Genomic DNA, 21,802 nt, shown 5'->3' on the forward strand with positions numbered 1-21,802 from the left:
TAGCACCGGGGGCCGTTCGTACGCCGGGTTCAGCGCACGCCCACCGCCGCGAGCGCCTTGCGCTGCCGCGAGGTCGGCTGGGCCGGGAAGTACAGGTAGCAGACGCCTCCGGTGCCGGAGACGACCTTGCCGGCGGCGTTGTACCGCTTGGTACGGAGCCAGATGTTCTCCCACTCGCGCCGCTTGTACACGCGCCGTACGGCCTCGTCGGTCTGCGAGGCCGGGTCGTTGGCGATCACGTCGCCGGCCGCGGTGAAGCCGATGACGGTCATCAGGTGGCCGGAGGTGCCGTAACCCGCTCCCGTGAGCTCCTCCTTGAGGAAGGACTGGGACGTTATGGCCGGGATGCCGGCCGCGATCAGCGTCTCCAGGTCGGTGAGGGAGCCGAGCCGGGTGACCACGCCCTGGAGCCCCTTGAAGGTGGCCGCGTAGGCGGCGTTGAACGGCCAGTTGCCGCAGCCCGCGTACTGGTAGTCGTAGGTGTACCGGGCGGCGTGGCAGACCTGCGGGTCGGCGTACGCCGGGTCGACCCAGGCCAGCTGCTCGGAGGAGAGCCGGCCACCCCAGTACTCGATGATCATCTGCGAGGAGGTGGGGCTGCACCAGGCCTCGCCGCCGTTGTCGTACTCGGGGTACTGGCCGACGTGGATCTCCTGCGAGTAGCGCGGCACGGTCAGTTCCTGGGCCAGACCGGGGACGGAGGCCGCGACGGTGAAGCGGTCGGGGACGTCGGAGCCCATCGCGCCGAGCCGCCAGACCGTGGGCGTGACCTTCGCGTCGGGCTTGCGGTAGAGGGTGAGCCGCAGGCGGTACGACTCCAGACGCAGGCCCGTGGCCGGATCGTCGATGGCGAAGGTGTCCGTCCAGATGCTGCTCTTGCCGTCGCCCTGGTCGTCGACCGAGGTCCGCCTGATGTCCTGGTCGCCGGCCGCCCAGCGGCCCATCACGTACCAGGGGGTGTCCGTGCCGTCGGAGTACGTGCCCTTCAGTTCGACCTGGATCCAGGTGCCGGCCGGAGTGCGCGCGTTCCAGGAGGCGATCGCCTCGGTGGCGGGGACGGCGAGGTCGTGGACGGGAGACGTCCAGGTCGCGTACTCCCAGGCGGCCGTCTTGCCGGTGTGCGGGTCTGTGTAGTCGACGGTGCCCGCGGGCGTGCCGATCACGAGCCCGGGGCGGGTGCCCGCGACGGCCCGGGTGCCCTTGGCGGCGCCCCCGCGCCAGTCGGCGTACGAGGTCCAGAAACGGTTGTCGACCGGGCGGGCCCGGACGGCTGTGTCGGTCACGGCGCTGCTCGCGGTGTCGGCGGACGCCGGGCCCGCGCTGCCGGCCACGGCGGCGGCGACCGCGGCGGCCAGGACGGTTCTACGGGACGGCTGTTCGGCTCTGCTCATGGGCGGAATGACCCCCAGGTGTTCGAGTCGGGGCAGGTCCAATGCACGGTTGTGCGCCAACTATGGAGCAGGCCGCATGCTCCTGCCAGCACTTCGGGCCATGCCACGCCCGGCAATATTGGTCTCCTCCACTGGCATGACCTGGCCGACTTAGACTGCACGGAGAAGAGCTGCCCCCGCCCCTGCTCCCTGCTCCCCCGAGGAACGGCCATCCGCGACCTCGCCTCCCGGCTCCGCCGACTGCCCCCGTCCTGCGGCCCGGTCCGCCTGATCGGCGTCGACGGACACGCCGGCTCCGGGAAGTCCACGTTCGCCGGCCGGTTGGCCCGTGAGCTGGGCGACGCGCCGGTGCTGCGCCTCGACGACATCGCCAGCCACGAGCAGCTGTTCGACTGGACCGGGCGGCTGCTGTCCCAGGTGATCGAACCGCTCGGCCGCGGGGAGCGCGCCCAGTACGCGCCCTACGACTGGCACACCCGCAGCTTCGGACCACCGCGCGCGCTGCCGCCGGCCCCGGTGGTTCTCGTCGAGGGCGTCGGTGCGGGCCGCCGGGCACTGCGTCCGCATCTTGCGCACCTGCTGTGGATGGAGTTGCCGCACGAGGAGGCCTGGGCGCGCGGGCGGTCGCGGGACGGGGAGGAGCAGCGGGAGTTCTGGTCCGGGTGGGTCCGGGCGGAACAAAGGCACTTCGCCGACGACCCCTCCCGGCCCTTCGCGGACCTTCTGGTACGGCAGCGCCAGGAGGGATATGAGGTGGTTCCGGGGCCTGCCGGGACCCTTGGCGCGGACCAGGATGTCACGTACGGTGACGGGCCATCCGCAATGTGCTGAACTCGTGAAGGGCCTTGCGGGAGAAGTTCCCGGAGTGCTTCAACTCGGCTTGACCGAGGGGCCGTACAGGTCTTACGTTCTGAATGTGCGGCCATTCGAAGCCGCCCGCAGACGCGAAGCCCCCGATTGTTCCCCCGTGATCGGGGGCTTCGTTCTGCCCTCTCTCCCCAATTCGGACGCCCCGAGGCACGATTCACTCACCCTCGGTCACCATGCGGGAGTCCGCCCCTCCGCTCCCACCTCGCCAAACGGCCAGTGCGGCACCCTACGGCGGGCGACACCACCGCAGGTACGATGCCCTCGGTGCGACCTACGGACGGCTGCTCTGCGCACCGTTGCAACTCCGGTCCGCGGCACAGCGGTTGGACCAAGCGGTCGACGGGCACCGGCCCGCCGGCCAACCAAACGGGGGCACGGTTTGTGGGGGACGTGATGGACTTCGGCACGCAGGGCCCCGAGGCCCCGGCCGACCTCGCCTGGCTGCGAGGGGTGGACGCCTACACGATGGGCGCCTATCCGCAGGCGGAGGAGGAGTTCCGCACCGCGGTGCGGATCGATCCCGGGATGGCCGACGGCTGGCTCGGACTGCACGCACTGCGCGTGGACACGACAACCGCGCTGCTGAGGATGTTCCGGCACCGGGACCGCTTCGGCGAACAGCGGACCCGGCACCGGCGCACCCTCAACTCCTGGTACTGGCTGGGCTGGTGGGTGCAGCCCGTGCTGGAGAGCCCGCGCGACCTGCTCCTCGCCCACGCCTCGCACTGGCTGGACGGCCGGCACGTCCCGGAGCTCGACCGGGCCCTCGCGGGGCTGCCGCCGGTCGACGCCGACCACCAGGTCCGCTTCCTGCACGCCTGCCGCGCCTATCTCGTCAAGGACTGGGAACAGCTCGTCCGCCACACCGACCCGCTGGTCAACGACCCCATGCTGGGCATCGAGGCGGGACTGTTCGGCGGTATGGCCCGGGTCCGCCTCGAGATGTTCGGACAGGCCGAACCGCTCCTGTCGGCGGCCCTGATGCGCTGTCGCAGCGAGCAGCCCCAGCGCAAGGAACTGCGCTATTGGCTGGCGCGGGCGCACGAGGGCACCGGCCGCAGCGCGGCCGCCCTGCCCCTGTACCGGGCCGTGCACCGCGTCGACCCGGCCTTCATGGACACCTCGGCCCGGCTCGCCGCGATCGCCGAGGGCGACGGGTACGACGACTCCACCGACCTCGCCGCGATCACGCTCACCGGGGCCGGGCAGGACATGATGGACGGTCCCGACGGGCTCGACCCGCTCTTCGGCACCGAAGGGCGCGACCTCAGGCTCACGGAGCCCGACCTCCTGCCGCCTTCCGGTCCGCTGCCGTCGGCCACCGACCCGACGGTGCGCGAGAAGGCCGTACCGTCGCCGTTGCTTCCCGCCGGGCCCACCGATCCCGCGTTACTCGAGGAGGCGCTCGCCGAGCTCGAGCGCATGGTGGGCCTGGAACCGGTGAAACGCCAGGTCAAGGCACTGTCCGCACAGTTGAACATGGCTCGGCTGCGCACCGGGCAGGGCCTGCCGGTGCAGCCGCCCAAGCGGCACTTCGTCTTCTCGGGTCCCTCCGGCACCGGCAAGACCACCGTGGCCCGTATCCTCGGCCGCGTCTTCTACGCCCTCGGACTCCTCGGCGGCGACCATCTCGTGGAGGCCCAGCGGGCCGACCTGGTCGGCGAGTACCTCGGCCAGACGGCCGTGAAGGCCAACGAGCTGATCGACTCCGCGCTCGGCGGTGTCCTCTTCGTCGACGAGGCCTACTCGCTGTCCAACTCCGGATACGGCAAGGGCGACGCGTACGGCGACGAGGCGCTCCAGGTGCTGCTGAAGCGCGCCGAGGACAACCGCGACCACCTGGTGGTGATCCTGGCCGGCTATCCGGAGGGCATGGACCGCCTGCTGGCCGCCAACCCCGGGCTGTCGTCCCGCTTCACCACCCGCGTCGACTTCCCGTCCTACCGTCCGCTCGAACTCACCTCCATCGGCGAGGTGTTGGCCACGGAGAACGGTGACGCGTGGGACGAGGAGGCGCTGGACGAGCTGCGGTCCATCGCGGGGCACGTGGTCGACCAGGGGTGGATCGACGAGCTGGGGAACGGGCGTTTCCTGCGGACGCTGTACGAGAAGAGCTGCGCGTACCGGGATCTGCGGTTGTCGACGTATCCCGGGATGCTGACGCGGGACGATCTCGCGACGCTGCGGCTGCCGGATCTGATGCAGGCGTACGGAGAGGTGCTGTCGGGGCGGGGGCCGCAGGATCCGTCGCCCATGTGACGGACTGAGCGGGTGTCCGGTGCCGGTGCGGGCGGGGTGGACCGCGCAGCCCCGCGCCGACGGGGTGCCGCTGCGCCCACCCTCTCCCACTCTCGGCTTCGCTCGAGCGGGGCCCCCATCGCCCCCGCGGCACGACTGCCCGCAGCGGCGGCCCGCCTCAGCTCGCCAGTGCCTCCTCCGGCTCGCCGCTCGCGCGGGGCTCCGCGACCCGTACCTCCGGCACCTCCCGGTGCGCCGGGTCCCGTACCTCGCCGACCAGCAGCTCCAGTACGTCCTCCAGCGCGACGAGCCCCAGCACCTTGCCGGACGCGTCCGCCACCTGGGCGAGGTGCGTCGCGGCCCGGCGCATGACCGTGAGCGCGTCGTCGAGCGGCAGTTCGGACCTGAGCGTGGTCATCGGCCGCCACACCTGCTGCGGCACCGCCCGCTGGGAGTCCTCCAGGTCGAGTACGTCCTTCACGTGCAGGTAGCCCATGAAGGCGCCGGTCTCCGCCGCCACCGGGAAGCGGGAGTAGCCGGTGTGCCCGGTGAGTTCGACGATCTGGCCCGGGGTGACCGAGGGGCTGACCGTCACCAGCGACTCGCGCGTCAGGAGCACGTCCGTGACCGGGCGGGAGCCCAGCTCCAGGGCGTCCTCCAGGCGCTCCTGCTCCTCCGGGTCGAGCAGGCCGGCCTGTCCGGAGTCCTCCACCAGCCGGTTGAGCTGTTCGCTGGTGAAGACGGCCTCGATCTCGTCCTTGGGCTCGACGCCGAAGAGCCGCAGGATGCCCCCGGCGCAGGCGCCGAGGGCCACGGTGATCGGCCTGCAGAGGCGGGCGAAGGTGACCAGGCCGGGGCTGAGCCACAGCGCGGCCTTCTCCGGAGCCGCCATCGCGAGGTTCTTCGGGACCATCTCGCCGATGACGAGGTGGAAGAAGACGACCGCGGCGAGCGCGATGACGTAGCCGAGCGGGTGGATCATGCCGTGCGGCAGGTGGACCCACTCGAAGAGGGGCTCCAGCAGGCGCGCGACCGTCGGTTCGGCGACCGCGCCCAGCGTCAGCGAGCAGACGGTGATGCCGAACTGGGCGGCCGCCATCATCTGCGGCAGCCGCTCCAGCCCGTACAGCACCTGGCGGGCCCGGGTGGTGCCGAGCGGTTCGATCTGGCTGCGGCGCACGGAGACGAGCGCGAACTCGGCGCCGACGAAGAAGCCGTTGGCGAGCACGAGCAACGCGGCGAACAGGAGTTGGAGCACGGTCATCGGACGGCCTCCAGCACGGCGGGCGCCGTCCGCACCAGGCGGACCCGCTCGGCGCGGTAGTGCCCGACCTGGCGCACGGACAGGCGCCAGCCGGGCAGTTCGGTCTTGTCGCCGACGGCCGGGATGCGGCCGAGCAGGTCGGCGACGAGGCCGGCGACGGTCTCGTACGGCCCCTCGGGCACATCCAGGCCGATGCGCTGGAGGATGTCGACGCGGCAGCTGCCGTCGGCCTCCCAGGCGGGCCTGCCGTCCTCAGGCGGGGCGGCGGCGAGTTCCGGCAGGTCCTGACCGTCGTGCTCGTCGCGGACCTCGCCGACGATCTCCTCGACGATGTCCTCCAGCGTGACGACGCCGGCCGTGCCGCCGTACTCGTCGACGACGACGGCTATGGGCTGTTCGTTGCGCAGCTGTGCGAGCAGGGGCTGCACGGGCAGGGTCTCGGGCACGAGCAGGGCCGGCCGGGCGATGTGCCCCACCGGGGTGCGCAACCGGTCGGACACGGGGACGGCCAGGGCGTCCTTGAGGTGCGCCATGCCGACGATCTCGTCGATCTTCTCGCGGTAGACGGGGAAGCGGGACAGGCCGGTGGCGCGGGTCAGGTTGACCACGTCCTCGGCGGTGGCCGACGACTGCAGGGCGCTGACCTTCACTCGCGGGGTCATCACGTGCTGCGCGGTCAGTTCGGCCAGCGACAGTGTCCGTACGAAGAGGTCCGCGGTGTCCTGCTCCAGGGCACCGGCCCGCGCGGAGTGCCGGGCCAGGGAGACGAGTTCGCCGGGGGTGCGGGCGGAGGCCAGCTCCTCGGCGGGCTCGACGCCCATCGCGCGGACCAGGCGGTTGGCGACCGCGTTCAGGGCGGCGATCACCGGGTGGAACAGGCGGGCGAAGGCGTGCTGCGGGCCGGCGACGAAGCGCGCGACCTGCAACGGCTTGGACACCGCCCAGTTCTTGGGCACCAGTTCGCCGATCACCATCTGCACGGCCGAGGCCAGCAGCATGCCGACGACCACGGCGACACCGGAGACGGCGCCCTCGGGGACGCCGGTCGCGGTGATGGGGCCGTTCAGCAGCTCCGCGAGCGCCGGCTCGGCGAGCATGCCGACGACGAGCGAGGTGATGGTGATGCCGAGCTGGGTGCCGGAGAGCTGGAAGGACAGCTCCTTGAGGGACTCGACGACCGTACGGGCCCGTCGGTCTCCTTCGGCTGCGGCCTTCTCGGCGTCCGTGGCCTCGACCGTCACCAGGCCGAACTCGGCCGCGACGAAGAATCCGTTGGCGAGAATCAGCAGGAACGCGGCTCCGAGGAGCAGCAGGGGGGTGGTCATGATGCCGCCGCCTCCGCGTACGCGCGGTCTGTGAGGTCACAGGCCGCGGTATGTCGGCAGGGGGCGGCGCAGGTACTACAGGACGATCCGTCCATCGCCGGAGAGGGTCACTCCTCGCGTAGCAGGAACCCCTGTACGCCGGGCGGCGCGCAGGGGCGGAGGCGCAGCGAAAAACGCCTCCGCCAACAGATTAATCAAGACATGGGCATGTGCGGCAGGGTGGACGGCTCCGAGTCAGCCCTGATCTTCCTCGGGGCGGGCTGCGGAGCGGGCCTCGGCGAGCGCCCGCAGGGTGCGCGCGTCGGCGATGGCACGCTGCTTGGCGATGCCCGGCTGGATGCCGAGCGCGGGCAGGCTGGTGCCGTCGCTGAGGTTGAGGAAGACCCAGGGGTCGCCGGGCCGGAGGTTCACCTGGATGATCTCGGCCCAGTCCAGGCGGCGCTTACTGGCGATGTTGACGACGGTGACGCCGGACTCGTCGGCGACGACCTTCGGCCGCGCCAGCAGGAGCAGCACGCCGAACAGGAGCGCGCCGGTGAAGACGAAGCTGAGGCGCTCGCCGGAACTGAGCTGCTCCAGCAGTATGGCGACCGTCGTGATCACCACGAAGATCGCGAGGCCGGCTGTCAGCAGCACGGCACGGGTGCGCCCTGGCCGGAACGTGATGGGGAGAGCGGGCAGTTCGGACATTCTGACTGCGCCTCTCAGAGACGGCAGGCGTGGATGGCCGTGGTCAGGATGGCCCGGGCGCCGATGTCGTACAGGTCGTCCATGATCCGCTGGGCTTCCTTGGAGGGGACCATCGCACGGACGGCGACCCAGCCCTCGTTGTGCAGGGGGGAGACCGTCGGGGACTCCAGGCCCGGCGTCAGCGCGACGGCCTTCTCGAGCTGCTCGACGCGGCAGTCGTAGTCCATCATCACGTACGTCCGGGCCACGAGGACGCCCTGGAGGCGGCGCAGGAACTGCTGCACCTTCGGCTCGACCGTCTCGTCGGCCTCCGCGCCGGTACGGCGGATGACGACGGCCTCGGACTTCATGATCGGCTCGCCGATGACCTCCAGGCCCGCGTTGCGCAGCGAGGTGCCGGTCTCGACGACGTCCGCGATGACCTCGGCGACGCCCAGCTCTATGGCCGTCTCGACGGCGCCGTCGAGGTGGACGACGGAGGCGTCGATGCCGTGGTCGGCGAGGTGCTTGGCGACGATCCCCTCGTAGGAGGTGGCGACCGTCATGCCGTTCAGGTCCTTCACGCCGCTCGCCGTGCCCGGCTTGGTGGCGTAGCGGAAGGTGGAGCGGGCGAAGCCGAGGGGGAGGATCTCCTCGGCGTGGGCGCCGGAGTCGATCAGCAGGTCGCGGCCGGTGATGCCGATGTCGAGCTTGCCGGAGGAGACGTAGATCGCGATGTCGCGGGGGCGGAGGTAGAAGAACTCGACCTCGTTCTCCGGGTCGACGATCCGCAGTTCCTTGGACTCTCGGCGCTGCTGGTATCCGGCCTCATGCAGCATCTCCGCCGCAGGTCCTGACAGGGAACCCTTGTTGGGGACGGCGATGCGCAGCATGAGGTCGGCTTCCTTCGTTCGTGCGTGGGTGGTGTGCGGGTGGGTGGTGCGGCTCAGAGATGGGCGTAGACGTCGTCCAGGGAGATGCCGCGGGCGACCATCATCACCTGGACGTGGTACAGCAGCTGCGAGATCTCCTCGGCAGCCGCCTCCTTGCCCTCGTACTCGGCGGCCATCCAGACTTCGGCGGCCTCCTCGACGACCTTCTTGCCGATGGCATGGACACCCTTGCCGACCAGCTCCGCGGTGCGGGAGGTGGCGGGGTCGCCGTTTGCGGCCTTGTGCTGGAGCTCGTTGAAGAGCTCCTCGAACGTCTTATTGGACATGGTGGCGCCCACTTTACGCGTAGTGCCGCCCGCCCTAGCGCCACGGTTCGGATACTGAGCGGAGGGTGGCCGCCGTGGCCACCGCCGCCGTCACCGCCTCGTGCCCCTTGTCCTCGCTGGAGCCCTCGATGCCGGCCCGGTCCAGGGCCTGCTCCTCGGTGTCGCAGGTGAGGACGCCGAAGCCGACGGGGACACCGGTGTCGACGGAGACCTGGGTGAGGCCCTGGGTGACGCCCTGGCACACGAACTCGAAGTGGGGGGTGCCACCGCGGATGACGACGCCGAGGGCGACGATCGCGTCGTAGCCGCGGCCCGCGAGGACCTTGGCGACGACCGGGAGCTCCCAGCTGCCGGGGACCCGGAGTAGGGTCGGCTCGTCGATCCCCAGGTCGTGCAGGGCCCGCAGGGCGCCGTCCACCAGGCCGTCCATCACCTTTTCGTGCCACTGTGCCGCGATGACGGCGACCCGCAGGTCTCCGACGTTGCGTACCGACAGTTCCGGTGCACCCTTGCCGCTCACGTGTTTCGCGTCTCCTCGTGGTTTCTGCTTACTGGTTGCCGCAGGTGGACACGGGGGTCGTGTCCAGCCAGGGCAGGTCGTGCCCCATCCGGTCCCGCTTGGTGCGCAGGTAGCGGAGGTTGTGTTCGCCCGCCTGTACCGGCATCGGCTCGCGGCCGGTGACCTTGAGGCCGTGGCGGACGAGCGCGTCGGTCTTGTCGGGGTTGTTCGTCATCAGGCGCAGGGTGCGGACGCCGAGGTCCTGAAGGATCTGCGCGCCGGCGCCGTAGTCCCGGGCGTCGGCGGGCAGACCGAGCTCCAGGTTGGCGTCGAGGGTGTCGTGGCCCTGCTCCTGGAGCTCGTACGCGCGCAGCTTGGACAGCAGGCCGATGCCGCGGCCTTCGTGGCCGCGCAGGTAGACCACCACTCCCCTGCCCTCGGTCTGGATGCGCTCGAGGGAGGCGTCCAGCTGGGGGCCGCAGTCGCAGCGCGCGGAGCCGAAGATATCGCCGGTGAGGCACTCGGAGTGGACGCGGACGAGGACGTCCTCGCCGTCGCCGATCTCGCCGTGGACGAGGGCGACGTGTTCGACGCCGTCGACGGTGGAGCGGTAGCCGTACGCGGTGAAGGTGCCGTGGACGGTGGGGAGTCGGGTCTCGGCCTCGCGGCGGACGGTGGGTTCGGAGCTGCGGCGGTAGGCGATCAGGTCCTCGATGGAGATGATCGTCAGGCCGTGCTTGCGGGCGAAGGGGATCAGCTCGGGCAGGCGCAGCATGCGGCCGTCCTCGCCGGCGATCTCGACGATCGCGCCGGCCGGACGCAGACCCGCGAGGCGGGCGAGGTCGACGGCGGCCTCGGTGTGGCCGTTGCGGACGAGCACGCCGCCGGGCTTGGCGCGGAGCGGGAAGACGTGGCCGGGGCGGACGAGGTCCGTGGGCTCCGCCGTACCGCTCGCGAGCAGCTGAAGCGTGGTCGCACGGTCGGAGGCCGAGATGCCGGTGCTCACACCGTGGGCGGCGGAGGCGTCCACGGAGACGGTGAAAGCGGTTTTCATCGACTCGGTGTTGTCGTCGACCATCTGCGGGAGCCGGAGCCGCTCCAGTTCGTCGCCCTCCATGGGGGCGCAGATCAGGCCGCGGCACTCGCTCATCATGAAGGCGACGATCTCGGGGGTCGCCTTCTCTGCGGCGATGACGAGGTCGCCCTCGTTCTCCCGGTCCTCGTCGTCCACGACCACGATCGGGCGGCCGGCCGCGATGTCCGCGATGGCCTGCTCGATCGGGTCGAGCGCGAAGTCCTCGAAACCGTCGGTGCTGTACAGGATCGGTGCCGCGCTCATGCCGGCGCTCCTTCCAGGGCGGGCTGCGGGCCCTTGCGGGAGCGCAGCCACCAGTCGCGCATGCCCCACAGGACGAGCGCGCCGTAGATGACGTAGACGAAGCCGGAGAAGGCGTAGCCGTTGGCGAAGTTCAGCGGGACGCCGACCAGGTCGACCAGCAGCCAGGCGAACCAGAACTCGACCATGCCGCGGGCCTGCGCGTACATGGCGACGACGGTGCCGACGAAGATGTAGGCGTCCGGCCAGGGGTCCCAGGACAGGGTGGGGTAGGCCTTGAAGAGGAGGGCCACCGCGACGGTGCCGACGGCGGCGGCGCCGACCATCGCCCCGCGCTCGCGCCAGCTGGCGAACCGCGGGGTGATCTGGCCGTCGCCACCGTCTTCGGCCCGGCCCTTGAGGCGGTTCCACTGCCACCAGCCGTACGCGGCGACGACCATGACGACGGCCTGCTTGCCCGCGCTGCCCGTCAGGTGGCCGAAGAAGGCCCCGAAGAGGACGAGGCCGGACAGGAACTGGACGGGCCAGCTCCATATGGAGCGGCGCCAGCCGAGGGCGAGGGCGACCAGGCCGAGGATGTTGCCGACCATGTCCGACCACAGGATGTGCTGGTCGAAGAGGACGAACGCCTCGGTGTTCAGCCAGTTCACTGCGTGGCCCCCTGACTGCCCATCAGCCGCTCGACGTACTTGGCGATGACGTCGACCTCGAGGTTGACCGGGTCGCCGGGCTGCTTGCGGCCGAGCGTGGTCAGGTCGAGGGTGGTGGGGATGAGGCTCACCGTGAAGTAGTCGGGGCCGGCGTCGACGACGGTGAGGCTGATGCCGTCGACGGTGATGGAGCCCTTCTCGACGACGTAGCGCGTGAGGTCCGCGGGGAGGGAGACCTTCACGATCTCCCAGTGCTCGGACGGCTTGCGCTCCAGCACCTGGCCGGTTCCGTCGACGTGACCCTGCACGATGTGGCCGCCGAGACGGGCGCCGAGGGCCATGGGGCGTTCGAGGTTGACGCGGGAGCCGACGGCGAGGGCACCGAGGCTGGAGCGGTTCAGGGTCTCGGCCATCACATCGGCCGTGAACCAGTCGCCCTCGTGCTCGACGACGGTCAGACAGACGCCGTTGACGGCGATGGAGTCGCCGTGCTTCGCACCCTCGGTGACGACGGGGCCCCGCAGCCGGAAGCGGGAGGCGTCGCCGAGGTTCTCGACGGCGGTGACCTCACCCAGCTCTTCGACGATTCCGGTGAACACTTCCCGGGTCCTCCTGCCTCTTCGGGCACGGACTCCGGGGCTGTCGATGACGACAGAATGTACGAGCGGAACACCGGGGGCGACGCCGGACAGGGCTCGCCCGAAGGACGAACCGGTTCGGCGGCGCGCACGAATGCCCGCCCGCCGCGCACTGCCTCCCATCCGGACTTTAACCGTCGGTCCAGGAATTTCACCTGGTCAACCGGCCGCTGGAAGCGACCGGGTCGCGGACTGTAACCGCCGGTTCGGACTTTCACCGACCCCGGAGTGCGCTGCTTCTGGTACAGAGCCAGTGTGCCACGCCTGATCGACGTCCATACGGGCGAACCGTGTGGGGTGGCTCACAGAGTGTGTCGATGGACTTCCCGGGCCGGCCATGACGCCTCAATCCCCTCGCACGTTCCGGGCCTTGACTCTTTGACCTTGGGGCCCCCGACACCTTGACGCAATGGTCTAGTCCTTTTTAGGGTCACCTTGCGTGGACACCCGTACAGACGGGCCCGGCGGCGGTGACGACGGCCCTTGCCCGCCGCCGGGCCTCCCGCGCTCCGGCGGGGCCGTTCTGGCAGGCTGAAGCTTGACGAGCGCGCCCGCCGACGAGTTCGAGCGTCACCGCCCCCCGCCCACGTCACCGATCTTTGCCTCAACCGGCTCACCTCGGCCCGTCCGGCGTGAGCGGCGGTACGTCGGGGCCTGGCTGCCGGAGCCGGTCGTCACCTCCGACGGAGCGCTCGGCCCCAGAACCCGTGTTGCGGGAGGCCTTCGGATACGCGGGAGATCGCGGACGAGCTCGACCTCACCGAGACCAACTGCCGTCAGCTGTACCGGTGGGCGTCCGGCAGGTGAACGAGCCACGGCCCCGTTTCGAGCCGGCCCCCGAGCGGCAGCGGGAGCTGGTCGTGTGCGGGACGGGATGATCACGCAGGTGCGGGCCGTGCCGAACCCCGACAAGCTGGAAATGCGTACGTCGTCAGCTCACGAGGCCGTGGCCGACTGTCACTTCGGCGAGGGCTGTCCGGTCTCAGCTGGCGAGGGGCGCTCCATCCGGGAGCGTCCGGTGCCAGAAGGGGCTGAACAGCATGACCATGATCCTGGTGACCGGCGGTACCGGAACGCTCGGCCGGCTCGTCACCGAGCGGCTGCGTGCGGACGGGCACAAGGTGCGGGTGCTCAGCCGGCACGCGAAGCCGTACGCCGTCGATCTGCGTGAGGGCGGCGCCGGACTGGACGCGGCCGTCGCGGGCGTGGACACGATCGTGCACTGCGCGAGCACACCGCGCGGCGGTGACGAGCGGGCGGCGAAGCACCTGATCGGGGCGGCGCGGCGGGCGGGGGTGGGCCACCTCGTCTACATCTCGATCGTCGGGGTGGACCGGGTGCCGTTCGGCTACTACCGGACCAAGCTCGCCGTGGAACAGCAGGTCGAGGCGTCGGGGATCGGCTGGACCGTGCTGCGGACCACGCAGTTCCACGATCTGCTGGCGCAGGTGTTCCGGGTACTGGCCAAGTCGCCGGTCGTGCCGCTGCCGGCGGGTGTCCGGGACCAGCCGATCGAGGTGGCCGAAGTGGCGGACAGGCTGGCCGGGTTGGCGGTGGACGCGCCCGCGGGACGGGTCGACGACATGGGCGGGCCCGAGGTGCGGTCGTTCGAGTCGCTGGCCCGCGCGTACCTGAAGGCGACGGGTCGGAGGCGGGCGGTGGTGAACGTGCCGCTCACGGGCAAGGCGTACCGGGAGTTCCGGGCGGGCGGTCACCTGACGCCGGAACGGGCGGTGGGCGAGGCGACGTTCGAGGACTACCTGGCTCGGCGGGGTTAGCCGCTCCTCCGGGGCGCGAACAGCTCGTCCTGCGCCCGGTCCCGCGCCGTGAGCAGCGCCCCGCGCAGCACCGCGCCCCCGCCCAGGGCGCTGGGCCGCACCTCCGTCGGCAGAGGGGACAACCGAGCGAGACGTTCCTGGACACGGCGCGCCAGAATCTCACCGCCCGCCCGACCGACCTCCCCCGCCAGCACCACGCAGCCCGGATCCAGTACGGCGACGACGGCGGCGGCACCGAGGGCGACCCTGTCGGCGAGGGCGTCGAGGAAGCGGTCGGCGGCGGAGGCGGGGGCAGGGTGCGGCGCGGTGCGGCCATGCTCCGCGCGGCCGTTCCGGCCACGATCGCCGGCAGGATCGGTGTGCGGCCCGGCTTGGCCGCCTCGGGTGGGGGCGTGCCGGCCGCCACCGGAGGCGGCCGGCGGCTCGGCATGGCCACCCTCCGTGAAAACTCCACCGGGTGCCCGTGTCGCCGTGGCCGCCGGTCGGTCCACCGGGCTGTCCGTTGCCGTCGGCCCCTCCGCCACCGCCCCGTCCACCCCGGCCGTAACACCCTCCACCGCCGCGCGGACCAGTGCCGCCGCCCGTGGCTCGTGTGCGGCGGACCGGGCCGTCACGCCGTACTCCGTCGCGAGGTCGGCCACCGCGTCGGCGCCCGCGAGGGAGTGGAAGCCTCCGTCGCAGCCGGTCGCCGACGGCAGGCCGGTCGTGCCCGGCACGGGCAGGAAGCCGATCTCGCCCGCGCCGCCGGAGGCTCCCCGGCGCAGTGTTCCGTCGAGGACGACCGCGGCGCCGATGCCCATGCCGAGCCAGAGCAGCACGAAGGTGTCCCGGTCGCGGGCGGCGCCGTCGCGTTGCTCGGCGAGGGCGGCGAGATTGGTCTCGTTCTCGACGCTGACCGTGGCCCGGGGGAAGCTCTCCTGCAGCGCGGCGATCAGCCGACGGTGCCATTCGGGCAGGCCCGAGGAGTCGTGGAGGTCGCCGCTCGCGGGGTCGATCAGCCCGGGTGCGCCGATGCCGAGGGTGTGCAGCCGGTCGGCGCCGGCCTCCTTCGCCACCCGCTCGACGAGGGTGACCGCCTGTTCCACCGCGGACCCGGTGCCCGTGTCGTCGCGTATCGGCACGGACGCCTCGGCGAGCACCCGGCCGAGGAGGTCGGAGACGAGGACCGCGACTCCCTCGGTACGGACGTCGAGGGCCGCCAGATGGGCGCGGTCGGCGACGATGCCGTACAGCTTGGCGTTCGGCCCTCGCCGCTGCTCGCCCGACTCCCCGACCACCGTGATCAGACCGGAGTCGGTGAGGCGTTCGACGAGGTCGGCGACGGACGGCCGGGACAGGCCGGTGAGCTTCTTCAGCTGCCCTGCCGTCAACGGGCCCTCCTGCTGGAGCAGACGCAGGGCGAGTCTGTCGTTGATGGCCCGGGCGGTGCTCGGGGATGCGGGCATGCCGGGATCCTTCCAGATCGGCGGGGCCGTGCAGCGGGGCCGGTTGGCCGCTATCTATCAGGCAGGGTTCCTGATAGTTTACGCGGTCGTCGGGCGGGGACCGAAACCCTGGAGGGGCCGGAGAATGAGTGAAGTGGTCTACGACCAAGTCGAGGTGAGGCGGGCCCGGTACGCCGTGGCCGCCGTGTTCGCGGTGCACGGGGCCGTGACGGGCTCGTTCGCGACCCGGGTGCCGTGGATCCAGGACCATGCGTCGGTGAGCGCGGGGCAACTGGGCCTCGCCCTGGCCTTCCCCGCGCTCGGCGCGTCCGTGGCGATGCCGCTCGCGGGCAGAATCAGCCACCGCTTCGGCGCCCGGAACGCCCTGCGCGGCCTGATCGCCCTGTGGAGCCTGTCCCTCGTCCTGCCGTCCCTCGCCCCGAACCTCCTCACCCTCTGCCTGGCCCTGTTCGTCTACGGCGCGACCGCGGGCATGGCGGACGTGGCGATGAACGCGCTCGGCGTCGAGGTCGAGAACCGCCTGGGCCGGTCGATCATGTCCGGCCTGCACGGCCTGTGGAGCGCGGGCGCCCTGATCGGGTCGGCGGCCGGCACCCTCGCCGCGCATCTCGGAGCGGACGCCCGGCTGCACCACGTGCTGGCGGCCGGGGTCCTGACCGTGCTCGGCGTCGCCGCGTGCGCGTGGGTGCTGGACCTCCAGCCGGCCGAGGACGCGGAGCCGCCGCCCCGGTTCGCGCTGCCGCCCCGGTCGGCGCTGCTCATCGGCGCGGTCGGGTTCTGCGCGGTGTTCGCGGAGGGCGCGAGCCTGGACTGGTCGGCGGTGTACCTGCGCGACCGGCTGGAGGCCTCGGCGGGGCTGGCGGCCGCGTGCACCACGGGCTTCACGCTCACCATGGCGCTCGCCCGGCTCGTGGGCGACAAGGTGGTGGACAGGTACGGCTCCGTGCGCACGGTGCGCGTCGGCGGAGTCCTCGCCGCCGCCGGCGGGCTGCTCATCGTCGTCGCGGGTCATCCGGCCGTGGCGATGGGCGGGTTCGCGCTGATGGGTCTCGGTATCGCCGTCGTCGTACCGCTGTGCTTCGCCGCGGCGGGCCGCAGCGGGCCGAACCCCAGCCTGGCCATCGCCGGGGTCGCGACGATCACGTACACCTCGGGGCTGGTCGCGCCGAGCGCGATCGGCGGAATCGCCCAGGCGACCAGCCTGACGGTGTCGTTCGGTCTGGTGACGGTCCTGGCGTGCGGGCTCGTGCTCTTCGCGGGCGTGCTGCGTGCGGGCGACCGGGACCGGCCGAAGGTCGGTCGGCGGGCCGCCTCGGTTCCCGGCCCGCGGCCCTGAAACCGTCGCCCCGGGGCTCGGGCCGCGAGGTCCACGCGGCCGGCCGCACCAGCGCCCGTACGCCGGGCCGGTGGTGCCGAGGCGCTCCAGCCGGAGATGGACGGCTACCTACCGGTCCGTGCGACCGGGCCTCGTAGCTGATCAGCAACGTGCGAAAGTGGACCGCGACCGGCATCAGTCGGCCCTGCGACAGGGTGGGGGCGTGGGCAGCTCCTTGCCCCGGGCGCGGGCCCTCCTCAGCGCGCCAGGTCGTAGGCGTACGACGGCGTGAACGTCCCCGGCGCCCCCTTGCAGCCGTCCGACTCCCCCGGCAGCTTCACCCACAGGTAGCCGTCGATCCGCGCCTCTCCGGTGTTCAGGGTGGGCGTCCGGCCCAGTTTGCGGCCGGCCGGGTCGCACCACTCGCCGTCGGCCGGGGCGCCGTTGCCGTTGCGGCTGGTGTCGATGACGGCGCCGAGGCCGGACGGGCCGCCCAGGGCGTCGAGGATCTGCCGGTCGTAGGCGATCTCGTCGGCCGTGCGGTGGAAGTTGGAGACGTTGCTGAAGATGCCGTCGGAGGAGGCGGCCGAGGCGGCGCCGGCCTGCCGCAGTCGGCCGGCCTGCTTCGCTGCGTCGTTCCAGCCGGAGTGGCCGGCGTCGTAGTAGACCCGTGCCTTGGGGTTGGCGGCCTTGAGGACGCGGCCCGCGCGCGCCAGCGAGGCGAAGCGGCGGTCGCGTTCACCCGACGAGAGGCACTCGGCCTGGGCGACCGAGTCCGGCTCCAGGATCACGATGACCTCGTCGGAGCCGAGCCCGGCGGCGAAGGCGTCGATCCAGTCGTCGTAGGCGTCGAGGTCGGGGGCACCGCCTTGCGAGGCGCCGCCGCAGTCGCGACCGGGGATGGCGTACGGCACGACGACGGGGACCTGGCCCTGCGCTCCGCCGCCGGAGGTGACCGCGCGGACCCGGCTGGTGATGGTCGACGGCGTGAAGTCGGCGAACCAGACCGCCGCGGGCTGCTCGGCTATGCGGGACTCTATGACCGCGTGGCGTGGGTCGCCGCTGTGGGCACGGACCCAGTCGAGCACCTGGGACTCGGGGTAGCGGTAGAGCCGGGTGGAGGTGGCGGGAGACTGCCGCTTCGCCGCCGTCTCCGTCTTCGTGCGGGACGGCGTGGGACTGGCCTTCTTCTTCGCGGACGGCGAGGCGGAGCCGCTCGCGCCGGGCGAGGCGGACGGCGTCGGGACGGCGGGCAGCGGCGCGAGGTACGGCGAGCTGGTCACCTCGGGCCTCGCCTGGTCGGAGTCGGGCCGGTCCTCGAGGGCGGACAGCATTCCGGTCGCGGTGCCTATCGCGACCACCACGGAGGCCGCCGCGACCATGGCGCCCCGCCGCGCGGTCCGCCTGCGCTCGGCCCGGCGCGCGGCCAGACGCTGCGCACGTAGGCCTGACACAGTGCAGCTCCCCCCTGTCGCTCTCCCCCGCGGCAGGCGCGTTCCCCCGTTCTGGGGAAGCGTCGGGCCTGCCGGTACCCGGGCCAGCCTAAAGCTGCGACTCTGCCCACATGGTGCAATGCGAACAAGTCACCACCCCCGTCGAGCGGCTCACTCCTCCCGTCGACCGGATCGTCACTCCCGTGGACGACGTCATCTCCCGTATGCGCGCGCTCGACGCGACCCTTCCGGCGCGTGACGGCCTCGCCGTCTTCAACCGCGTCTACCTCGCTGTCACCGAGGCGGTCGACCGGCGCATCGACAGCGGGCAGTTGGGGGACGCGCGGGCCGCGATCACGCTGGACGTGCGGTTCGCGGAGCGCTACCTGGACGCCGTCGAGGCGGTGGCCGACGAGCGGCGCCCGCCGGCCTGCTGGCGGCCCCTGTTCCAGTTCCGCCGCCACCCCGGCGTACGCCCGTTGCAGTTCGCCCTCGCGGGCATCAATGCGCACATCGGGCACGACCTGGCGCTCGCCGTCGTGGACACCTGTCGTACGCTCGGCTGCGAACCCGCCGACGTGGAGGACGAGTTCGACCGCGTGGGCGATCTCCTCGTCTCGCTGGAGGAGCGCATCCGCGAAGAGCTGATGCCGGGCCCCGACCTTTTCCAGATCGCCGACCCGCTCACTCATCTGCTCGGCGCATGGAGTCTGGAGCGCGCCCGGGAGGCGACGTGGACCGCGGCGCGGGCCCTGTGGGTGCTGCGCCGGCTGCCCGACGTCGCCGAGGAGTTCACCGAACGCCTGGACGCGGCGGTGGGCCTGGCGGGACGCATGCTCCTCACCCCGATCCCCGACCGGTGATCCAGGGCCTGTCCGGCGGATCAAGTCGCAGGAAATCCGCGGCGCCTCATCGACGCAGGTGAGCGGGGCCTGGTGCGTCGAGCTGCAAGGCGGAGGAGGGCGTCGACGCGATGGGGGCCCCCGCTCGAGCGAAGTCGAGAGTGGAGGAGTCGGCAACCGACGACAACGCCGCAGATCGGCGTGCCAGTCCCCGCGTCTGCGGCATGATCCGCCGGACAGGCCCTAGTCCTCCGGGAGTTCCACGGGCGCGATGTCGTCGTACACGTCCCCCGGTCCGGGGTTCGTGGCGTCGGTCGCCCCGCCGAAGTGGTGCATGACGCCCCACACCGCGTTCAGCGCGGTCTGCACGGCACCCTCGGCCCAGCCGGCCGTCCAGGAGATGTCGTCCCCGGCGAGGAAGATGCCCCGCTTGTCCTCGGGCAGCCGGTCCTGCATGAAGTGGGTGAACAGGCGCCGCTGGTAGCGGTAGTGGCCGGGCAGGTTGGCCTTGAACGCGCCCATGAAGTAGGGCTCGTTCTCCCAGGAGACCGTCACCGGGTTGCCAATGACGTGCTTCCTGATGTCGACCTTCGGGTAGATCTCGCCGAGCGACTTCAGCATGACCTCCATCCGCTCGTTGGCGGACAGCGGCAGCCACTTCAGGCTGTCGTCGCACCAGGTGTACGACAGACAGATCACGGCGGGCCGGTCCGGACCGTCGTCCAGCAGGTAGGTCCCGCGGGTCATCCGGTCGGTGAGGGTCATCGACATGACGTCCCGGCCGGTCTGCTCGTCCTTGTCCAGCCAGAACGGCCGGTCGACGGGCACGAAGAGCTTGCTCGACTCCATGTAGTGGGTCCGCTCGATCGCCGTCCAGTGGTCGATCGGGAAGAGCGAGTCGTCGCAGGCGATCTTCGACAGCAGCATCCAGGACTGGGCGGTGAAGATCGCCGCCTGGAAGGTGCGGATGTCGCCGCCCGCGTCCGTCACGGTGATCCGGTTGCCCGCGGTGCGGTGCAGCCGCGTCACGGCCGGGCGGGGCTCGCCGCCCTCGTGGAGACTCGCGAGCGAGGTGCCGTACGGCCAGTGGACGATCTTCTCCGGCTCGCGCTCCCACAGGCGCAGCGGCAGCTGCTGGGAGCCTCCGACGATGCCGCGGTGGTGGTCGTCGGCCTCGGTGTAGACCACGCGGAGGATTTCGAGGATGGAGTTGGGGAAGTCCGTGTCCCAGCCTCCCGTCCCGAAGCCGACCTGGCCGAAGATCTCGCGGTGCCGGAAGGACCTGAAGGCCTCGGAGTCGCAGAGGAAACCGTAGAAGGTCTGGTTGTCGAGCCTCTCGACGAGCTGGGCCCAGATCTCACGGATGCGCGGCACGTCACGCTCGCGCATGGCCTGGTTCATGTCGGAGAAGTCGGCGCCCTCTTCGAGGCACTTGTTCCAGGCGGCGGCGACGTCCCGGTACACCTGGGGCAGGTCGTCGACCGTCTCGGCGTAGTGCGACTCGCCTTTGAGGTCGACGACGGTCGAAGGCGTCGTCTCCGCTAGGGGGTTGGGGAAGGGCCGGGTCTCCAGGCCCACCAGGTCGATGTAGTGCTGCAGGGCCGTGGAGGAGGGCGGGAAGCGCATCGCGCCCATCTCGGCGGTGAGGGAGGGGTCGCAGCCGTCGAAGCCGACGGTCCGCAGCCGGCCGCCGATCCGGTCGGCCTCGTAGACGACGGGCTTGAGCCCCATCTTCATCAGCTCGTACGCGGCCACGATGCCGGACAGCCCGCCGCCGATGACCGCGACCTCGGTGCCGTGCTCGGTCGCGGGTATCTGGCCGAGCCCCGCCGGGTGGGCGAGGAAGTCGTCGTACGCGTACGGGAAGTCCGGGCCGAACATGGTGATCGGCGGCTGCTGCTCGTCTGCGTGCTCGACGGCGTTGGGCACGGTGGACGTCATGGGGTACGGACTCCTTGCACAGAAAAAGGCGTTGGGGATTTTCAGACCAGGGACCCGTAGAGGCCGGGACGGCGGTCCTTCAGGTAGGGGTTCGCCTCGCGGGACGCGGCGAGGAACGCGGGGTCGACGTCGGCGAGGAGAAGGTCCTCACCGCGTCCGGCGCGGGTGCGGGCGACTCCGTCTGGCCCGGCGAGGGTGGAGAGTCCGACGAAGTCGAACTCCCCTTCCCGGCCGACCCGGTTGACGTACGCCACGTACATCTGGTTCTCGAAGGCGCGTACCGGCACGACCGACTCGGCGACGAACTGGAACGGGTGCATCTGCGCGGTCGGCACGAGGAGGAGGTCGGTGCCGGCCAGGGCGTGGGCCCGGACGTTCTCCGGGAACTCGACGTCGTAGCAGATCATCAGGCCGACCCGCAGACCGTCGAGCTCGGCCTGTACGACGGTCTCGTCGCCCGGCGTGAAGTGGTCGCGCTCGAAGCAGCCGAAGAGGTGGGTCTTGCGGTAGTTGGCGAGGCGGGTGCCGTCGGCGGAGATCAGCTGGGCGGAGTTGTGCACGACGTCCCCGGCATGCTCGGGATAGCCGTAGGCGATCGCGAGGCCCCGTCGACAGGCTATCTCGGCGATCGCGTCCGCGGCCTCGCCGTCGGCGGGTTCGGCGAGGCGGCCGATGTCGTCGCCGATCGCGTACCCGGTGAGGAACATCTCCGGCGCGGCCAGGAGCCCGGCGCCCGCGGCGGCGGCCCGGCCTGCGGCCTCGTCGAGGACCTTGAGGTTCTCGACGCTCGAGCCGGGGCGGCCGGAGCTCTGGAGCAGGGCGGTGCGCATGCGTGTTCCTCACCGGGCGGAAGAGTGGTTGCGGGGGCCATGTAGACGGTACGGGCGGCCGACTCGGGCGGACAAGAAGGAGCCGTTGCGCGCCGACGAGCTGATCGTTGCGTGCACAG

The 21,802-nt window shown here is 71.5% G+C and carries 19 protein-coding genes and 1 riboswitch; of the genes, 5 read left to right on the forward strand and 14 right to left on the reverse strand.

Translation table 11 applies throughout. The annotated features are described in order from the left end of the window. Positions 1–29: 29 nt before the first annotated feature. Positions 30–1,391 (reverse strand): peptidase C39 family protein, encoded by a 1,362-nt coding sequence (locus tag ACFWWR_RS22340; RefSeq protein ID WP_383865846.1) that lies wholly within the window; start codon positions 1,389–1,391, stop codon positions 30–32. Between the two features lie 189 nt (positions 1,392–1,580). Here ACFWWR_RS22340 and ACFWWR_RS22345 point away from each other — a divergent pair, with 189 nt between their 5' ends. Together ACFWWR_RS22345 and ACFWWR_RS22350 are read left to right on the forward strand one after the other, a co-directional pair. Continuing rightward, positions 1,581–2,222: a uridine kinase gene (locus ACFWWR_RS22345; RefSeq protein WP_384304975.1), complete on the forward strand. Its 642-nt coding sequence runs from the start codon at positions 1,581–1,583 to the stop codon at positions 2,220–2,222. Between the two features lie 432 nt (positions 2,223–2,654). Further along, a complete protein-coding gene (locus tag ACFWWR_RS22350; protein WP_383865844.1) occupies positions 2,655–4,520 on the forward strand; it encodes an AAA family ATPase in 1,866 nt (621 codons plus the stop codon). 157 nt (positions 4,521–4,677) lie between these two features. On the opposite strand, the gene ACFWWR_RS22355 is transcribed toward ACFWWR_RS22350, so the two are convergent. From ACFWWR_RS22355 to ACFWWR_RS22395, 9 genes are all read right to left on the reverse strand, one after another. After that, on the reverse strand, positions 4,678–5,763 hold the full coding sequence (locus ACFWWR_RS22355; RefSeq protein ID WP_383865842.1) for a hemolysin family protein: 1,086 nt from the start codon (positions 5,761–5,763) through the stop codon (positions 4,678–4,680). Next, positions 5,760–7,088 carry a hemolysin family protein gene (locus ACFWWR_RS22360; RefSeq protein ID WP_383865840.1) on the reverse strand — a complete coding sequence of 443 codons (1,329 nt, stop codon included), beginning with the start codon at positions 7,086–7,088 and terminating at the stop codon, positions 5,760–5,762. Before ACFWWR_RS22360 ends, ACFWWR_RS22355 begins: the two co-directional genes overlap by 4 nt. A 234-nt stretch (positions 7,089–7,322) precedes the next feature. Beyond that, positions 7,323–7,778 (reverse strand): PH domain-containing protein, encoded by a 456-nt coding sequence (locus ACFWWR_RS22365; RefSeq protein WP_384304928.1) that lies wholly within the window; start codon positions 7,776–7,778, stop codon positions 7,323–7,325. 14 nt (positions 7,779–7,792) lie between these two features. Next, entirely contained in the window at positions 7,793–8,650 is an 858-nt protein-coding gene (gene hisG / locus ACFWWR_RS22370; protein WP_383865836.1) for an ATP phosphoribosyltransferase, read from the reverse strand. A gap of 53 nt (positions 8,651–8,703) precedes the next feature. Further along, positions 8,704–8,976 (reverse strand): phosphoribosyl-ATP diphosphatase, encoded by a 273-nt coding sequence (locus ACFWWR_RS22375; RefSeq protein WP_383865834.1) that lies wholly within the window; start codon positions 8,974–8,976, stop codon positions 8,704–8,706. 34 nt (positions 8,977–9,010) lie between these two features. Then, on the reverse strand, positions 9,011–9,496 hold the full coding sequence (gene ribH / locus ACFWWR_RS22380) for a 6,7-dimethyl-8-ribityllumazine synthase (protein WP_383865832.1): 486 nt from the start codon (positions 9,494–9,496) through the stop codon (positions 9,011–9,013). A 28-nt stretch (positions 9,497–9,524) separates the two neighbouring features. Next, a complete protein-coding gene (locus ACFWWR_RS22385) occupies positions 9,525–10,814 on the reverse strand; it encodes a bifunctional 3,4-dihydroxy-2-butanone-4-phosphate synthase/GTP cyclohydrolase II (RefSeq protein ID WP_384304930.1) in 1,290 nt (429 codons plus the stop codon). Beyond that, the gene (locus ACFWWR_RS22390; RefSeq protein ID WP_383865828.1) at positions 10,811–11,461 is read right to left on the reverse strand and encodes a nicotinamide riboside transporter PnuC; all 651 of its coding nucleotides are present in this window, start codon (positions 11,459–11,461) and stop codon (positions 10,811–10,813) included. Before ACFWWR_RS22390 ends, ACFWWR_RS22385 begins: the two co-directional genes overlap by 4 nt. Continuing rightward, positions 11,458–12,060 (reverse strand): riboflavin synthase, encoded by a 603-nt coding sequence (locus tag ACFWWR_RS22395; RefSeq protein WP_383865826.1) that lies wholly within the window; start codon positions 12,058–12,060, stop codon positions 11,458–11,460. Before ACFWWR_RS22395 ends, ACFWWR_RS22390 begins: the two co-directional genes overlap by 4 nt. Before the next feature lie 144 nt (positions 12,061–12,204). Next, positions 12,205–12,335, reverse strand: a riboswitch (FMN riboswitch). An 804-nt stretch (positions 12,336–13,139) separates the two neighbouring features. Here ACFWWR_RS22395 and ACFWWR_RS22400 point away from each other — a divergent pair. Then, positions 13,140–13,877 (forward strand): SDR family oxidoreductase, encoded by a 738-nt coding sequence (locus ACFWWR_RS22400; protein ID WP_384304933.1) that lies wholly within the window; start codon positions 13,140–13,142, stop codon positions 13,875–13,877. Here the strand turns inward: ACFWWR_RS22400 and ACFWWR_RS22405 are convergent. Further along, positions 13,874–15,322 (reverse strand): ROK family transcriptional regulator, encoded by a 1,449-nt coding sequence (locus ACFWWR_RS22405; protein ID WP_383865822.1) that lies wholly within the window; start codon positions 15,320–15,322, stop codon positions 13,874–13,876. The genes ACFWWR_RS22400 and ACFWWR_RS22405 overlap by 4 nt on opposite strands. A gap of 124 nt (positions 15,323–15,446) precedes the next feature. Here ACFWWR_RS22405 and ACFWWR_RS22410 point away from each other — a divergent pair, with 124 nt between their 5' ends. Continuing rightward, positions 15,447–16,658, forward strand: coding sequence for an MFS transporter (locus ACFWWR_RS22410; protein WP_383865820.1), 1,212 nt, complete (start codon positions 15,447–15,449; stop codon positions 16,656–16,658). Positions 16,659–16,894: 236 nt separating this feature from the next. Here the strand turns inward: ACFWWR_RS22410 and ACFWWR_RS22415 are convergent, their stop codons facing one another. Further along, positions 16,895–18,019 carry a glycoside hydrolase family 6 protein gene (locus ACFWWR_RS22415; RefSeq protein ID WP_383865957.1) on the reverse strand — a complete coding sequence of 375 codons (1,125 nt, stop codon included), beginning with the start codon at positions 18,017–18,019 and terminating at the stop codon, positions 16,895–16,897. Between the two features lie 182 nt (positions 18,020–18,201). Between ACFWWR_RS22415 and ACFWWR_RS22420 the strand changes: the two genes are divergently transcribed. Beyond that, the gene (locus ACFWWR_RS22420; RefSeq protein WP_384304935.1) at positions 18,202–18,933 is read left to right on the forward strand and encodes a DUF5995 family protein; all 732 of its coding nucleotides are present in this window, start codon (positions 18,202–18,204) and stop codon (positions 18,931–18,933) included. Positions 18,934–19,155: 222 nt separating this feature from the next. On the opposite strand, the gene ACFWWR_RS22425 is transcribed toward ACFWWR_RS22420, so the two are convergent. Both ACFWWR_RS22425 and ACFWWR_RS22430 read right to left on the reverse strand, forming a co-directional pair. Beyond that, the gene (locus tag ACFWWR_RS22425; protein WP_384304937.1) at positions 19,156–20,853 is read right to left on the reverse strand and encodes a flavin monoamine oxidase family protein; all 1,698 of its coding nucleotides are present in this window, start codon (positions 20,851–20,853) and stop codon (positions 19,156–19,158) included. Positions 20,854–20,894: 41 nt separating this feature from the next. Continuing rightward, positions 20,895–21,683: a carbon-nitrogen hydrolase family protein gene (locus ACFWWR_RS22430; protein ID WP_384304940.1), complete on the reverse strand. Its 789-nt coding sequence runs from the start codon at positions 21,681–21,683 to the stop codon at positions 20,895–20,897. Positions 21,684–21,802: the final 119 nt, after the last annotated feature.

The sequence above is a fragment of the Streptomyces sp. NPDC058678 genome, assembly GCF_042714835.1.
GTDB lineage: Bacteria > Actinomycetota > Actinomycetes > Streptomycetales > Streptomycetaceae > Streptomyces.